General features: G+C 57.5%; 19 protein-coding genes. 15 read left to right on the plus strand and 4 right to left on the minus strand.

Going from position 1 to position 13,474, the window contains the following annotated elements; genetic code table 11:
* Positions 1-75: 75 nt before the first annotated feature.
* Positions 76-816: an SDR family NAD(P)-dependent oxidoreductase gene (locus LJF27_RS23040; protein ID WP_003117250.1), complete on the minus strand. Its 741-nt coding sequence runs from the start codon at positions 814-816 to the stop codon at positions 76-78.
* Positions 817-865: 49 nt separating this feature from the next.
* Entirely contained in the window at positions 866-1,228 is a 363-nt protein-coding gene (locus LJF27_RS23045; RefSeq protein WP_003117251.1) for a hypothetical protein, read from the minus strand.
* A 349-nt stretch (positions 1,229-1,577) separates the two neighbouring features.
* Between LJF27_RS23045 and LJF27_RS23050 the strand changes: the two genes are divergently transcribed.
* The gene (locus LJF27_RS23050) at positions 1,578-2,672 is read left to right on the plus strand and encodes an MBL fold metallo-hydrolase (protein ID WP_196694371.1); all 1,095 of its coding nucleotides are present in this window, start codon (positions 1,578-1,580) and stop codon (positions 2,670-2,672) included.
* 348 nt (positions 2,673-3,020) lie between these two features.
* A complete protein-coding gene (locus tag LJF27_RS23055; RefSeq protein WP_031634843.1) occupies positions 3,021-3,314 on the plus strand; it encodes a hypothetical protein in 294 nt (97 codons plus the stop codon).
* 571 nt (positions 3,315-3,885) lie between these two features.
* On the opposite strand, the gene LJF27_RS23060 is transcribed toward LJF27_RS23055, so the two are convergent.
* Positions 3,886-4,239 carry a helix-turn-helix domain-containing protein gene (locus tag LJF27_RS23060; protein ID WP_016852912.1) on the minus strand — a complete coding sequence of 118 codons (354 nt, stop codon included), beginning with the start codon at positions 4,237-4,239 and terminating at the stop codon, positions 3,886-3,888.
* A gap of 146 nt (positions 4,240-4,385) precedes the next feature.
* Here LJF27_RS23060 and LJF27_RS23065 point away from each other — a divergent pair, with 146 nt between their 5' ends.
* The 9 genes from LJF27_RS23065 to LJF27_RS23105 all read left to right on the plus strand — a co-directional run bounded on the left by LJF27_RS23065 (position 4,386) and on the right by LJF27_RS23105 (position 10,337).
* Complete coding sequence (locus LJF27_RS23065) at positions 4,386-5,426, plus strand: phage/plasmid replication protein, II/X family (RefSeq protein WP_003159146.1); 1,041 nt, start codon at positions 4,386-4,388, stop codon at positions 5,424-5,426.
* The gene (locus LJF27_RS23070; RefSeq protein WP_229601886.1) at positions 5,423-5,659 is read left to right on the plus strand and encodes a hypothetical protein; all 237 of its coding nucleotides are present in this window, start codon (positions 5,423-5,425) and stop codon (positions 5,657-5,659) included. Before LJF27_RS23065 ends, LJF27_RS23070 begins: the two co-directional genes overlap by 4 nt.
* A gap of 159 nt (positions 5,660-5,818) precedes the next feature.
* Positions 5,819-6,118, plus strand: coding sequence for a hypothetical protein (locus LJF27_RS23075; RefSeq protein ID WP_071534550.1), 300 nt, complete (start codon positions 5,819-5,821; stop codon positions 6,116-6,118).
* A 95-nt stretch (positions 6,119-6,213) separates the two neighbouring features.
* Positions 6,214-6,441, plus strand: a complete 228-nt coding sequence (locus tag LJF27_RS23080) for a hypothetical protein (RefSeq protein ID WP_025921140.1) — start codon at positions 6,214-6,216, stop codon at positions 6,439-6,441.
* An 11-nt stretch (positions 6,442-6,452) separates the two neighbouring features.
* A complete protein-coding gene (locus tag LJF27_RS23085) occupies positions 6,453-6,683 on the plus strand; it encodes a hypothetical protein (protein ID WP_229601887.1) in 231 nt (76 codons plus the stop codon).
* Positions 6,684-6,828: 145 nt separating this feature from the next.
* Entirely contained in the window at positions 6,829-8,139 is a 1,311-nt protein-coding gene (locus LJF27_RS23090) for an attachment protein (protein ID WP_229601888.1), read from the plus strand.
* Positions 8,140-8,147: 8 nt separating this feature from the next.
* On the plus strand, positions 8,148-8,507 hold the full coding sequence (locus tag LJF27_RS23095) for a DUF2523 family protein (RefSeq protein WP_023103176.1): 360 nt from the start codon (positions 8,148-8,150) through the stop codon (positions 8,505-8,507).
* 8 nt (positions 8,508-8,515) lie between these two features.
* Positions 8,516-9,781, plus strand: a complete 1,266-nt coding sequence (locus tag LJF27_RS23100) for a zonular occludens toxin domain-containing protein (RefSeq protein ID WP_229601889.1) — start codon at positions 8,516-8,518, stop codon at positions 9,779-9,781.
* A 262-nt stretch (positions 9,782-10,043) separates the two neighbouring features.
* Entirely contained in the window at positions 10,044-10,337 is a 294-nt protein-coding gene (locus LJF27_RS23105) for a hypothetical protein (protein ID WP_031634843.1), read from the plus strand.
* Positions 10,338-10,908: 571 nt separating this feature from the next.
* Here LJF27_RS23105 and LJF27_RS23110 read toward each other — a convergent pair.
* On the minus strand, positions 10,909-11,262 hold the full coding sequence (locus tag LJF27_RS23110; RefSeq protein ID WP_016852912.1) for a helix-turn-helix domain-containing protein: 354 nt from the start codon (positions 11,260-11,262) through the stop codon (positions 10,909-10,911).
* Positions 11,263-11,408: 146 nt separating this feature from the next.
* Between LJF27_RS23110 and LJF27_RS23115 the strand changes: the two genes are divergently transcribed.
* The 4 genes from LJF27_RS23115 to LJF27_RS23130 all read left to right on the plus strand — a co-directional run bounded on the left by LJF27_RS23115 (position 11,409) and on the right by LJF27_RS23130 (position 13,464).
* On the plus strand, positions 11,409-12,449 hold the full coding sequence (locus LJF27_RS23115) for a phage/plasmid replication protein, II/X family (protein ID WP_003159146.1): 1,041 nt from the start codon (positions 11,409-11,411) through the stop codon (positions 12,447-12,449).
* Positions 12,446-12,682, plus strand: coding sequence for a hypothetical protein (locus tag LJF27_RS23120; protein WP_229601886.1), 237 nt, complete (start codon positions 12,446-12,448; stop codon positions 12,680-12,682). Before LJF27_RS23115 ends, LJF27_RS23120 begins: the two co-directional genes overlap by 4 nt.
* A gap of 159 nt (positions 12,683-12,841) precedes the next feature.
* The gene (locus LJF27_RS23125) at positions 12,842-13,141 is read left to right on the plus strand and encodes a hypothetical protein (protein ID WP_071534550.1); all 300 of its coding nucleotides are present in this window, start codon (positions 12,842-12,844) and stop codon (positions 13,139-13,141) included.
* Between the two features lie 95 nt (positions 13,142-13,236).
* Positions 13,237-13,464 carry a hypothetical protein gene (locus tag LJF27_RS23130; protein ID WP_025921140.1) on the plus strand — a complete coding sequence of 76 codons (228 nt, stop codon included), beginning with the start codon at positions 13,237-13,239 and terminating at the stop codon, positions 13,462-13,464.
* The last annotated feature ends 10 nt before the right edge of the window (positions 13,465-13,474 follow it).

Consider the following 13,474-nt stretch of genomic DNA (forward strand, 5'->3'; position numbering starts at 1 on the left):
GAGCTGCCGTGGGGTCCCGACAGGAAACCGCAAAGGCGCCGGACGTCGCGATACGACGTCCGGCATCGGCGGCCCTCAGCGCAGCCCGTAGCCCTTGTCGACGATCAACTCCTGGCCGTAGAGCCCGGCGGATTTCGACGACAGCAGGAACATCACCACGTCGACGATTTCCCCGGGGCTGAGGAAGCTGCCGTCGACCAGGCGCTGGTTGATGCTCCGGGTGACAGACTCCGCCTGGGCATCGCTCAGGCCCAGCGACGCCCATATCGGGGTGGCGGTAGGGCCGGGGGAGACGAGGTTGATCCGCACGCCTTTTTCTGCCCATTCCACCGCCAGCGTCCTGGCCTGGGCGATCAGGGCCGCCTTGGAAGCGATGTAGGCGGCGAGCCCGGGGAAGGTCACTTGGCTGAGGAAGGTACCGATGAAGACTACGCTGGCCGGTTTGCTCGTTTGCCGGCTGAGCACGGAAAAGGTGTTCAGCGCCCCGGCGCCGTTGACCCGCCACTGCTGCTCGAACGCCAGGCTGTCCAGGCCGTCGGCGAGCTGGGCGATGCCGGCGTTGGGTACCAGGTAATCGACGGGGCCGATGGACGCGGCACGCGAAGCCAGGGCGTCCAGGTCCCGTTCGCGGGTGACGTCGCCCGCCAGCCAGTGCAGACGCTTGCCGGAGTGGGCGTGCAGGCTTTCCGGCGGTCCTTCGCGCCTTGCCATCGCCAGGACAGTCGCGCCGTGCCCGAGCAACGTTTCGGTCAGTTTCAGGCCGATGCCGGAACTCGCGCCGGTGACGACGGCGAACCGGTCGTTGAATTCACTCATGGGAATCCCTCGTGGGGTGATGGAGATACGGGTCTTCGATAGGGATGGATCAACGCGAGAGCGACGGGGCAGGGATGAGGCGGATGCCCTGTACCTGCACCTGGTCGCCGGCGTCGAACCGGGCGTTGGGAGAGCGGAAGCGTTCGGTCGTGCCGTCCTCGTAGCGAACGGTGTAGGCGTTTTCGCTCAGACCGGTTGCCTGCTGGACGGAGGCGCCTCCCAGGGCTCCCAGCGCGGCCCCGGCGATAGCGCCCAGGGGACCGCCGAGGGCCGCGCCGACCATGACGCCAACCACGCCGCCGGCGCCGTAGCCGACCGTTCGGTCCCTATCTGCGGAAATCACTTCGGCGGAGTGGGCGAGGGGAGTCGTGGTTGCCAGGGCCAGTGCGATGAGGGGGAGCATGTGTTTCATGGGAAATCCTGAATGGGAAGGAGTCGCCATTGGCTTTCCATTTCCCATGCCAGGTTTTTTATTGATGTAGATCAATGATTTGAAGGTTTATGAGTCATATTGACACGGTCTTTTTGCGGTCGTAATGACCCGCATGGAGTCGATTTGACTCTGCGCCGATGACAGCTTCGGGCGCTTCGGAACGGCCTCGTCGATGACGCTCAACGATCGGGGCGAGCGGGGCATTCGACCGCTTGAGCAGGCCCGCACGATCGGGCAAGGACTCCCGAGGAATAGGCAATGACGAGGAGGGGAGGATGCCTAATAGTGACCGCGAACGAATGTCGGCGGCTGCGCTACGGTTGTCGAAATGCCAGACAGGAATAATGACGCTTTGAAACTTCCCTCGATACGGCGAGCCGCCATCGGCGGACATCACGATTCCCCGCAATTGCGCCAGGGGCGTTTCCACAATCTCAGCCCCAGGCCGGCGGACATGCCGGCACCCGGTGCCCGGGTGCTCTGGAACGCGCTTTTCAACAAGCCGAGAAGCACCGTCCCGCGGCAGCCTTTACCCGTGCTCAGCCCGAGCCGTGCCGAGCTCGATGCGACCGTCGATGGCAGTCTGTTCCGCCTGGGTCATTCGACCTTGCTGCTGAAACTGGCCGGTAGCTGGTGGTTGACCGACCCGGTATTTTCCGAGCGCGCCTCGCCGTTGCCGTTCGCCGGGCCGAAGCGTTTCCATGCGCCGCCGGTGGCATTGGCGGATCTCCCGCCGATCCGTGGGGTAATTCTTTCCCACGATCACTACGACCACCTGGACCGCGCCGCGATCAAGGCCCTGGTCCCGCTCGTCGAACTGTTCCTGGCGCCGCTCGGCGTAGGCGACCGCCTGCTGGCCTGGGGCGTACCGCCAGGCAAGGTGTGCCAACTGGACTGGTGGCAAGGTATCGAGGCTGGCGGTTTGCGCCTGACTGCCACGCCGGCACAGCACTTCTCAGGCCGTGGGCTACATGATGGGAACCGTACGCTGTGGTGTTCCTGGGTGATCGAAAGCGCCGAACTGAAGCTGTTCTTCAGCGGAGACAGCGGTTACTTCGATGGTTTCGCCGAGATTGGCCGCCGCTACGGACCGTTCGATCTGACCATGCTGGAAACCGGCGCCTACAACGAACATTGGCCGTACGTGCACATGCACCCGCAGCAGACCCTCCAGGCTCACCGGGATCTTGGCGGGCGCTGGCTGCTGCCGATCCACAACGGCACCTTCGACCTGGCCATGCATGCCTGGTACGAGCCGTTCGAACGGATACTCGAACTGGCCACCGAACATGGCGTGCGGGTTTCCACGCCGATGATGGGCGAGCGGATCGACCTGCAAGCACCGCATGCCGGCCGACGCTGGTGGCGCGAAGTGGTCGACAGCGAAACGCAGGTGCAGGGTTACGGCTGTTGCAGAAGCTAGGTCGGCGAGCGATCGCACGAGGGCTCCAGACGGAAGCCGCCATGGAGTCGCTTCGAAATGCGTGATGCTGCCCTAGGTCCTGTGAATCTGTAGATTCGCATAATGACGATGGGATTACGTTAGCGAAGCCGCCCAGGGGGCGAGTCCAGCGCCTGGACAATGCGCAGCCCAGGCGCTGGATTTACACGTAATCCCCATTATGCGATGCGACCCCGTTTGCTAGCGTTTTGCGTCCTCGAGCGCGAGCACCAGGACGAAAATTGCTAGCAATCGTCTCGATGGAACTGCTAGCATTTCGTGACCTGGTGCATTCGCTCCAGGATCAATTTTGCTAGCAGGGAGAAAGCCATGCTGCTGACCATTCGCGACGTTCCCGAAGACCTGGTGCGCCAGGCCAAGCTTGCTACCGGCAAGGGCACTGGCAGTCAGGCGTTCATTGCCGGCATCGAGCTTATGATCCGTCAGCGCGATCGGATCGAGGCGATGGAAGATGAGATTCGGTCGCTGCGCGAGACCCTCGGTGTGTTCCAGGGCGTGCTTGCTGATGCTCATGCCGCCGCTGTGCAACTGGCTGAGATTGCGGGGCAACGCGATATGCTTGTGTCCGATAACCCGCTGCGGCCTGGGTATCGTCGCCGCTAGCAGTTTTCGTTCTGCAGCTGCTGCACCAGGTCGAAAAGTGCTAGCAAATTTTCCTGCGGGATCTGTCCTGGATCTCGTTTTCTGCTAGCAGCCCCCCTTCGATCTGTCCCAGTCAGGTGCCGCCGCACCGGCTCGTCGCGACTTGTCGCGTCGAACGGAGCGCCGGGCGAAGCGAACACTTGACGTTGCACCCCCTGAAACAGCCTCCGCAAGGGAGGGAGGGGAAGCTCTATCTCCCCTGCCTCCCGAGCCCTCGGCGGCAAGAGCGGGATAGTAAGGGCAGCGCCCTTACGACTTTGTTCAGCCGAACTTCAGTGCTCCGACCATTGCGCTCAGCGCGAAGAACCACAGTGCGAACGATGTGAGGCCTAGAGCCATTCCGCCCAGCCATATCCCTAGGGCTATCTCGTAGGCCAGTCGCCGCTCTGCTGTTCTTCTGACGGGCGGGAAGTCGTCTCTTTCTGCTCGCATCGTTACGCGCTCTCTGGTGCGGTTTTGGTGGTGGTGGGCGAGGGTGGCGGGGCTGAAAAGTCGGGTATAGGTGATACCCGACTTTTGTCTCATTTTGAGACTACCCCTCGTGCTTGAGGGCCTCGACTTCATAGCTCATTAGCAGGCCCCGAATTGCCACTTTGGCTTGGGTTTTCAGGTCTGGCGGAAGCACTTCGAACCTCTTGAATAGGGCTCGTAGCTCGTCAGCAACTTGGCGCTCGCTCTCTTCGAACACAAGTTCATCAGCTGATACCCCGAGGGTTCGTGCGATGGCTCCTATTCGGTCGCCGGGTGGTGGCTGTTTGCCATGCTCGTAGTTCTTGTATGTAGACAGGGGAATGCCTGCCATTTCAGCGACTTGCTCTTGCCTCAGGCCCTTGCGCTCTCTGGCTTTCCGTATGTTCTCGCCTATCGCCATGGTTACGTCACTCATCGCTGACTCATCGTGCATCGATCCTATCTCCCAGTGAAAAGTGGCGGATCATATCTCAACCCTGTAAAGCCAAGATGCTGTTGACTGCCTGAGGCAAGATTTTGTACCTTTGCGGCTCATATATGCGTCTTGACAGGTTTCTAGGGATGATCGACTGGATCGCGGCCATGATCGAACTGCACCACGCGCCTTTGAGCAGTGGTGCGGTGGTCTGCATCGAGGCTGACGGGACTGTTGCTTGGGAAACTCCGCGCAAGATGCTGGTCCGTGGCTCCCATGACTCGACAATCCATATTCGGAGCGTAGGCGGGGACGGGCAGGGCAACGCGACTCATCTGTACATCGACGGCAACCCAAGCAAGTGGTTGCAAGGACATAACCTTGTTGGTTCCTGTGATCTCGTTGCCCTCGTCTGGGATGCTTTTCAACGCCTCTGCGCCTTGGTGGGCCTTGAGCCGACTGACTTTGAGCGTCAGAAGGTCAGGGCAGGGCAGTACCGCGTCACTCGCGTCGATTACAACCGAATGTTCGAACTTCCAAGCCGGGCCGATGTTCGAGCCTGGTTGCGTGCAGGCGAGTTCAAATGTAAGTCACGCCATGGTCGTCCGGTAAATAATCGCGGGACTCTAACTTTCGGCAAAGGCTCAAGTCATTGGTCGATTGTTTGTTATTGCAAGGCCGATGAAATAACTTCCGGTGGTTCGCATAAGTTGCCGGAAGAGTTTCACCAGTACCCTGAAATCTATCAGTGGATAGATAACAAACTCCGCGTTGAACTTCGGTTGCGCTCAAAGAAACTCAAGGCGCTGAACCTTGAATATGCCTCTCAACTCACCCCCACGGTTCTTTGGAAGCTCTACCGTGATTTCATCGGGGAACTGGATATGTCAGAGCAAATAGAACTTAATTCAGAGCAAATGATGAAAATCCCGAGCAAGGTGCTCGGCACTTACATGCTCTGGAAGCAGGGGCATGACATTTCAAACTTGGTAGCGAAGGCTACTTATTATCGTCATCGTCAGGTTCTTCTTGGGTATGGCATAGATATCAATATTCGTTGTGATCGTCGCGATGATAGTAATGTTGTTCCGATGATTCGAATTCTTGAGGCTAAGCCTGCGGCCATTCCGAACTTCTTCTTTGAAAGGGGGCTGATTCATAAATCGGCCCGTCAGGTGGCTGTATGAAGTCTGGCTTCGATTTTTACTTCGGCGGTCGAGTTACCTCCCGCCAGGAGATGCAACAGCGTCTGCGCAATCTCAGAACTGAGGGTAGCGTTATGGATGATCTGGAGAAAGTTCTTTCGTCTAGAACTCCGGCTGAACAAGTCCAGGCCGCTGAGGATTTCAATAAGGCGAATCGTTCTAAGTTGATCAGCAGCAAGAAAGGCACTCTTTATTTGGGGGATGTATTCGAATGAGTGAATCCCAGCTCCAGAAACTTCGCTCCGAAGTTGAACGGGTCATAAGCGCCCAGCTTTGGAATGAAAGTTACGGCAAAGTTCAGGCTGTCACGAACTCAGTAATGTCTATCTTTGCCGGCACGCTTACTACTAAACCGACAGCCGGAGAAACCAACAATGGCTAATGCACTGACTATCCGTATTGAAACCACTGGCGTTGTTCGCTCGGGTAATTCCAAAGCTGGCAATGAGTACCATATGTGTGAAGCCTTCGGACATCTGCCGGGTATTCCTTATCCGCAGCGCTTCGAATATTACGCAGCTAAGCAGAATGAAATTCTGCCTGCTGGTCATTATGAGTGCGACATTACTTGCCGCGTGAAAGATGACCGACTGTGGTTTGAAGTTGACCCGCGCCAAGCTCGCCGCGTTGCGTCTCCGGCTGCCGCAAAGGCGCCTGTTCAAGCCGCTAGCTGATAGGGGGCCGCCATGCTGCGTTATCTCTCGATGTTCGCTGTAGGCCTCGCCACGGGCTACCTGTGGGGCTGGACCGACACCATGGCGGCTTTCCTGTGATTTCCGCCCTGTCCTGCGATGGCTCCATCTCGATTGCGCCGGATGGGGCACCACTATGTTCGGGCATGTGGGTCTTGACCCAGGTGCCTGAGCAGTTCGACCCGTCGATGTTGGACACCGAGGCACTCGCCCAGGCGTTCTCGGTCGGGTTCGGTCTTGTCGCGACGGTCCTTGTCGGCGCTCTGGGCGTCAAGGCCGTGCTCGACTTTATCAAAAAAATGTAAGGAGTAAGTCCATGAAAAACCTGAAGAAACTGTTCGTTCGCAGTGGTTCTGCCGTTGCTGTAGGCGCTGCTCTGGTCGTCTCGCAATCCGCCTCGGCGGCTGGCTGGGATTACAGCGGTCTGACCGGCGATATCGATTTCTCGACCATTGCTACCGGCGTCCTGGCCGTCGCTGCGCTGCTGGCCGCTGTGTATGCCGGCATTAAAGGCGCTCGCGTGGTCTTGGGCTTCCTGCGGAGCTGATCGAGGAGGGCGGTTCGATGGGGCGGCTTCGGTCGCCCCTTTTTGTTTCTGGCAGGGGAGTTTGAGTGATGGTGGATTTATATGAGTTCGCATTCTTTGTTATTGGTGCGGCGTGTAGTTACGCCATTTTTTCGAGGCTGTGATCATGCGTGCACTCTTGTTGGTCCTGTGTCTTGTCTCTTTCGGTGCCGTTGCTGAGGATTATTATTGGCCTCGTGGTTCCCAGAAATACGGAAGTTATACGGAAGTTGTCGAAGAGGCTCGAAAGGCTGCGATTGCTAACAGTCCTGGCTATTCGCGTGTCGAGGCTGTGCGCATTGTTTATCCGGCTAATGGTCGGCAGGATATGGCGACTTATGGCCTTGAATTTTATTGCCTTAGTCAGGGCGTGGAAAGGATGTGTAGCACTTCCTATAACAACCCGATTTACAGGAAAGGGGATGGGTGCACCGCGCCTAAGATTCCTGACGAAATAACCGGTACATGTAAAGAGCCTCCGCCTCCTCCAGAAGATTGCATCAAGGGGCTGACGGATTTGTTTAGTTCTCCGCCGTCTCCGGTTTATCAGTTGAATGGCCGAAACATTGTGAACTCCACGCCGCCGACCGGCTGTAAGAACGGGTGCCAATATGTTCCTACCAGTTCGAAAACGGGTGGTTGTTTCTTTATGCCGGGCTCGACTAATGAGGGGTTCTGTAATTACTGGCTCGAAACGAATGGCGACTCTTGTGCAGCCGACACGAATAACCCTGGCATGACCGGCCCATCGCTGAACGACACGCCGCCGACCAATCCTGATGAGCCGCCGTCCGACCCAAACAATCCGGGTTGTCCGGCTGGCTATAGCTGGTCTGGCACGACGTGCGTAAAGACGCCTACTGATCCGACCGACCCGACTGATCCCACCGATCCAACTGACCCCACTGATCCGGGCAGTGGTGGCGGTGATGGTGGTACTGGTGGCGGCGGTACGGGCGGCGGTGGTGATGGTGGTACTGGCGGTGGTGGTGATGGCGGTACAGGTGGTGGCGGCGATGGTGGTGGCGATGGCGGCACGCCTGGAACTGGCGGTGGTGGCGATGGTGGCGGTACGGGTGGCGACGGCTCAGGGGAGGGTGGTGGAACTGGCGGCGGCTCGGGTCTTACGGGTGGCTGCAAAGACGATAGCTGCGCGTTCGTCAAGAACAACCCCTTCGGCACAGACAAGGTGCCCGGCTTTGATGAGTCGCTACAAGCGGCCTGGACGGGTATTCAGAAGTCACCGATAGGTCAGGCGCTGGGTCGCATCAACTTTCCCAGCGGGGGCGCCTGCCCGACGCAGAGCATCTCGCTGTTCGGCTCCAACATTACGTTCAGTTCCCACTGTGATCTGTGGGCGCAGATCGAGCCGATCTTGCGGGCAGTGTTCCTGGCGTTCTGGGCGCTGCTGTCGGTCCGTGTGTTCTTGTCAGCATGAGGTGATATATGGACGGTATTCTTAGTGCGATTAAACAGCTTATTCAGACGGCGACCGACTTCTTTCAGCGTGCACTTAAGGCAATTGATGAATTCTTTAAGTGGGTGCAAGATGCGTTCGATTATTTTTGGGAGCTGCTCCCTGTTTTGCCGGAGTATGTGTTCCATAGGATGACTTCTGCGGTTGTGAAGTTTTTCGAGTGGTTGCCGGTGCCTGACTTCTTCGTTACAGCCGGTAATGCGTTCCAGGGCATTCCGCCATCGGTCGTTTATTTCGCCAATGCATTCCAGATTGGTCCAGGCGTGACCATGGTCCTGGGCGCGTATCTGCTGCGCTTTATTCTCCGGCGCATTCCGATTATCGGTTGAGGTGATGTATGGCGATTGATGCATATGTGGGCAAGCCTGGGCACGGTAAAAGTTACGGCGTTGTCGAGCATGTAATTATCCCGTCGCTGAAACAGGATCGGCATGTTGTGACGAATATTCCGCTCGAAGTCGATATGTTGCTGATGGATTTCGGCGGGACCATTGAGCAACTGCCGGAAGACTGGTTTGAGCGTGAAGACTTGGCCGATTTTGCGCCGCCTGGTTCGGTCCTGGTGCTGGACGAATTGTGGCGGCGGTGGCCGAAGGGGCAGAAGACCAATGACGCGCCGATGGCCGACAAAAAGTTGCTGGCCGAGCACCGGCACCGGGTGGACAAGAAAAACCGCTCGATGCGGGTTGTCATGGTGACTCAGGACCTCGACCAGTTGGCGAGCTGGGCCACGTTGCTGGTCGAAACGACGTACCGCATGGTGAAGAAGTCAAAGACCATGTTCCGGGTCGATATCTACAACGGCGTGGCCAAGGGCGACAGCCCGCCGAAGTCGAAGCTGCTGCGCAGCACCGCGGGGCGATTCAAGCCGGACGTGTACCGCTATTACAAGTCAGCTACGCAGTCGGAAACGGGCAGTGTAGGGGATGAGTCCAAGGCCGATGCGCGGGGTTCGTTTTGGCGATCCTGGGGCTTCTGGTCGCTGGTTGGGTTGGTCGTTGTGTGCTTGGCCGTGGGCGTGCCTGGAATCATCAAGTTCTTCACGCCGCCTCAGCCGAAACATGCTGTAGCGCCGGTGCCGATCGCCAAGGTTGCCGAGCAGGTTCATCCGGCTGTTGCGCCTGGAGCGCGTGCCGCTCAGGCGGGGTATGGGACGCCTTCAGACGGTCCGGTCTTGTCGTCGGTGTGGCGGATTGCCGGGTATGTTCATGCTGGCCTGGGCAAGGCTGACGCGTGGCGATCGCGTGATGGCTACAATGCGCAGCCTGACCAGCCGATCAGCAAGACGTCGCGCGTCGTGATCGTTTCGGACAATGGCCGCACGCGGTTCTGGCCGTTTGAGAAGTGCCGGTTCTTCGAGCGCACGCCTGACTTGTACTGTGATATCGACGGTGAGCGTGTGACGTTTTGGACGGGCCGTGGAGCGATATCGACAGTGATGGATGCGACAAGCACCGCGAGCGGCGGCAGCCAGCGTAGCGCAGCGTCCGCCGCGACCGGTGCGCAGGTGCAGACCCCGCATTCGTTTCAGCCGCATCAGCCGCAGCAGGGAACCCGGGTGACGGTGGTTTCTGATAACAGCCGCTTACCTCGCACGTTGTGACCTCTGGCTTCGCATAATGACGATGGGATTACGTTAGCGAAGCCGCCCAGGGGGCGAGTCCAGCGCCTGGACAATGCGCAGCCCAGGCGCTGGATTTACACGTAATCCCCATTATGCGATGCGACCCCGTTTGCTAGCGTTTTGCGTCCTCGAGCGCGAGCACCAGGACGAAAATTGCTAGCAATCGTCTCGATGGAACTGCTAGCATTTCGTGACCTGGTGCATTCGCTCCAGGATCAATTTTGCTAGCAGGGAGAAAGCCATGCTGCTGACCATTCGCGACGTTCCCGAAGACCTGGTGCGCCAGGCCAAGCTTGCTACCGGCAAGGGCACTGGCAGTCAGGCGTTCATTGCCGGCATCGAGCTTATGATCCGTCAGCGCGATCGGATCGAGGCGATGGAAGATGAGATTCGGTCGCTGCGCGAGACCCTCGGTGTGTTCCAGGGCGTGCTTGCTGATGCTCATGCCGCCGCTGTGCAACTGGCTGAGATTGCGGGGCAACGCGATATGCTTGTGTCCGATAACCCGCTGCGGCCTGGGTATCGTCGCCGCTAGCAGTTTTCGTTCTGCAGCTGCTGCACCAGGTCGAAAAGTGCTAGCAAATTTTCCTGCGGGATCTGTCCTGGATCTCGTTTTCTGCTAGCAGCCCCCCTTCGATCTGTCCCAGTCAGGTGCCGCCGCACCGGCTCGTCGCGACTTGTCGCGTCGAACGGAGCGCCGGGCGAAGCGAACACTTGACGTTGCACCCCCTGAAACAGCCTCCGCAAGGGAGGGAGGGGAAGCTCTATCTCCCCTGCCTCCCGAGCCCTCGGCGGCAAGAGCGGGATAGTAAGGGCAGCGCCCTTACGACTTTGTTCAGCCGAACTTCAGTGCTCCGACCATTGCGCTCAGCGCGAAGAACCACAGTGCGAACGATGTGAGGCCTAGAGCCATTCCGCCCAGCCATATCCCTAGGGCTATCTCGTAGGCCAGTCGCCGCTCTGCTGTTCTTCTGACGGGCGGGAAGTCGTCTCTTTCTGCTCGCATCGTTACGCGCTCTCTGGTGCGGTTTTGGTGGTGGTGGGCGAGGGTGGCGGGGCTGAAAAGTCGGGTATAGGTGATACCCGACTTTTGTCTCATTTTGAGACTACCCCTCGTGCTTGAGGGCCTCGACTTCATAGCTCATTAGCAGGCCCCGAATTGCCACTTTGGCTTGGGTTTTCAGGTCTGGCGGAAGCACTTCGAACCTCTTGAATAGGGCTCGTAGCTCGTCAGCAACTTGGCGCTCGCTCTCTTCGAACACAAGTTCATCAGCTGATACCCCGAGGGTTCGTGCGATGGCTCCTATTCGGTCGCCGGGTGGTGGCTGTTTGCCATGCTCGTAGTTCTTGTATGTAGACAGGGGAATGCCTGCCATTTCAGCGACTTGCTCTTGCCTCAGGCCCTTGCGCTCTCTGGCTTTCCGTATGTTCTCGCCTATCGCCATGGTTACGTCACTCATCGCTGACTCATCGTGCATCGATCCTATCTCCCAGTGAAAAGTGGCGGATCATATCTCAACCCTGTAAAGCCAAGATGCTGTTGACTGCCTGAGGCAAGATTTTGTACCTTTGCGGCTCATATATGCGTCTTGACAGGTTTCTAGGGATGATCGACTGGATCGCGGCCATGATCGAACTGCACCACGCGCCTTTGAGCAGTGGTGCGGTGGTCTGCATCGAGGCTGACGGGACTGTTGCTTGGGAAACTCCGCGCAAGATGCTGGTCCGTGGCTCCCATGACTCGACAATCCATATTCGGAGCGTAGGCGGGGACGGGCAGGGCAACGCGACTCATCTGTACATCGACGGCAACCCAAGCAAGTGGTTGCAAGGACATAACCTTGTTGGTTCCTGTGATCTCGTTGCCCTCGTCTGGGATGCTTTTCAACGCCTCTGCGCCTTGGTGGGCCTTGAGCCGACTGACTTTGAGCGTCAGAAGGTCAGGGCAGGGCAGTACCGCGTCACTCGCGTCGATTACAACCGAATGTTCGAACTTCCAAGCCGGGCCGATGTTCGAGCCTGGTTGCGTGCAGGCGAGTTCAAATGTAAGTCACGCCATGGTCGTCCGGTAAATAATCGCGGGACTCTAACTTTCGGCAAAGGCTCAAGTCATTGGTCGATTGTTTGTTATTGCAAGGCCGATGAAATAACTTCCGGTGGTTCGCATAAGTTGCCGGAAGAGTTTCACCAGTACCCTGAAATCTATCAGTGGATAGATAACAAACTCCGCGTTGAACTTCGGTTGCGCTCAAAGAAACTCAAGGCGCTGAACCTTGAATATGCCTCTCAACTCACCCCCACGGTTCTTTGGAAGCTCTACCGTGATTTCATCGGGGAACTGGATATGTCAGAGCAAATAGAACTTAATTCAGAGCAAATGATGAAAATCCCGAGCAAGGTGCTCGGCACTTACATGCTCTGGAAGCAGGGGCATGACATTTCAAACTTGGTAGCGAAGGCTACTTATTATCGTCATCGTCAGGTTCTTCTTGGGTATGGCATAGATATCAATATTCGTTGTGATCGTCGCGATGATAGTAATGTTGTTCCGATGATTCGAATTCTTGAGGCTAAGCCTGCGGCCATTCCGAACTTCTTCTTTGAAAGGGGGCTGATTCATAAATCGGCCCGTCAGGTGGCTGTATGAAGTCTGGCTTCGATTTTTACTTCGGCGGTCGAGTTACCTCCCGCCAGGAGATGCAACAGCGTCTGCGCAATCTCAGAACTGAGGGTAGCGTTATGGATGATCTGGAGAAAGTTCTTTCGTCTAGAACTCCGGCTGAACAAGTCCAGGCCGCTGAGGATTTCAATAAGGCGAATCGTTCTAAGTTGATCAGCAGCAAGAAAGGCACTCTTTATTTGGGGGATGTATTCGAATGAGTGAATCCCAGCTCCAGAAACTTCGCTCCGAAGTTGAACGGGTCATAAGCGCCCAGCTTTGGAATGAAAGTTACGGCAAAGTTCAGGCTGTCACGAACTCAGTAATGTCTATCTTTGCCGGCACGCTTACTACTAAACCGACAGCCGGAGAAACCAACAATGGCTAATGCACTGACTATCCGTATTGAAACCACTGGCGTTGTTCGCTCGGGTAATTCCAAAGCTGGCAATGAGTACCATATGTGTGAAGCCTTCGGACATCTGCCGGGTATTCCTTATCCGCAGCGCTTCGAATATTACGCAGCTAAGCAGAATGAAATTCTGCCTGCTGGTCATTATGAGTGCGACATTACTTGCCGCGTGAAAGATGACCGACTGTGGTTTGAAGTTGACCCGCGCCAAGCTCGCCGCGTTGCGTCTCCGGCTGCCGCAAAGGCGCCTGTTCAAGCCGCTAGCTGATAGGGGGCCGCCATGCTGCGTTATCTCTCGATGTTCGCTGTAGGCCTCGCCACGGGCTACCTGTGGGGCTGGACCGACACCATGGCGGCTTTCCTGTGATTTCCGCCCTGTCCTGCGATGGCTCCATCTCGATTGCGCCGGATGGGGCACCACTATGTTCGGGCATGTGGGTCTTGACCCAGGTGCCTGAGCAGTTCGACCCGTCGATGTTGGACACCGAGGCACTCGCCCAGGCGTTCTCGGTCGGGTTCGGTCTTGTCGCGACGGTCCTTGTCGGCGCTCTGGGCGTCAAGGCCGTGCTCGACTTTATCAAAAAAATGTAAGGAGTAAGTC

This window comes from Pseudomonas sp. 203-8 (assembly GCF_020708595.1).
Classification (GTDB): Bacteria; Pseudomonadota; Gammaproteobacteria; order Pseudomonadales; family Pseudomonadaceae; genus Pseudomonas; species Pseudomonas aeruginosa.

What these genes read in the sequence shown, in the direction of transcription:
- LJF27_RS23040 (WP_003117250.1), bottom strand. Translation starts at nt 816, where the DNA reads ATGAGTGAATTCAACGACCGGTTCGCCGTCGTCACCGGCGCGAGTTCC.
- LJF27_RS23045 (WP_003117251.1), bottom strand. Translation starts at nt 1,228, where the DNA reads ATGAAACACATGCTCCCCCTCATCGCACTGGCCCTGGCAACCACGACT.
- LJF27_RS23050 (WP_196694371.1), top strand. Translation starts at nt 1,578, where the DNA reads ATGCCAGACAGGAATAATGACGCTTTGAAACTTCCCTCGATACGGCGA.
- LJF27_RS23055 (WP_031634843.1), top strand. Translation starts at nt 3,021, where the DNA reads ATGCTGCTGACCATTCGCGACGTTCCCGAAGACCTGGTGCGCCAGGCC.
- LJF27_RS23060 (WP_016852912.1), bottom strand. Translation starts at nt 4,239, where the DNA reads ATGAGTGACGTAACCATGGCGATAGGCGAGAACATACGGAAAGCCAGA.
- LJF27_RS23065 (WP_003159146.1), top strand. Translation starts at nt 4,386, where the DNA reads ATGATCGACTGGATCGCGGCCATGATCGAACTGCACCACGCGCCTTTG.
- LJF27_RS23070 (WP_229601886.1), top strand. Translation starts at nt 5,423, where the DNA reads ATGAAGTCTGGCTTCGATTTTTACTTCGGCGGTCGAGTTACCTCCCGC.
- LJF27_RS23075 (WP_071534550.1), top strand. Translation starts at nt 5,819, where the DNA reads ATGGCTAATGCACTGACTATCCGTATTGAAACCACTGGCGTTGTTCGC.
- LJF27_RS23085 (WP_229601887.1), top strand. Translation starts at nt 6,453, where the DNA reads ATGAAAAACCTGAAGAAACTGTTCGTTCGCAGTGGTTCTGCCGTTGCT.
- LJF27_RS23090 (WP_229601888.1), top strand. Translation starts at nt 6,829, where the DNA reads ATGCGTGCACTCTTGTTGGTCCTGTGTCTTGTCTCTTTCGGTGCCGTT.
- LJF27_RS23095 (WP_023103176.1), top strand. Translation starts at nt 8,148, where the DNA reads ATGGACGGTATTCTTAGTGCGATTAAACAGCTTATTCAGACGGCGACC.
- LJF27_RS23100 (WP_229601889.1), top strand. Translation starts at nt 8,516, where the DNA reads ATGGCGATTGATGCATATGTGGGCAAGCCTGGGCACGGTAAAAGTTAC.
- LJF27_RS23105 (WP_031634843.1), top strand. Translation starts at nt 10,044, where the DNA reads ATGCTGCTGACCATTCGCGACGTTCCCGAAGACCTGGTGCGCCAGGCC.
- LJF27_RS23110 (WP_016852912.1), bottom strand. Translation starts at nt 11,262, where the DNA reads ATGAGTGACGTAACCATGGCGATAGGCGAGAACATACGGAAAGCCAGA.
- LJF27_RS23115 (WP_003159146.1), top strand. Translation starts at nt 11,409, where the DNA reads ATGATCGACTGGATCGCGGCCATGATCGAACTGCACCACGCGCCTTTG.
- LJF27_RS23120 (WP_229601886.1), top strand. Translation starts at nt 12,446, where the DNA reads ATGAAGTCTGGCTTCGATTTTTACTTCGGCGGTCGAGTTACCTCCCGC.
- LJF27_RS23125 (WP_071534550.1), top strand. Translation starts at nt 12,842, where the DNA reads ATGGCTAATGCACTGACTATCCGTATTGAAACCACTGGCGTTGTTCGC.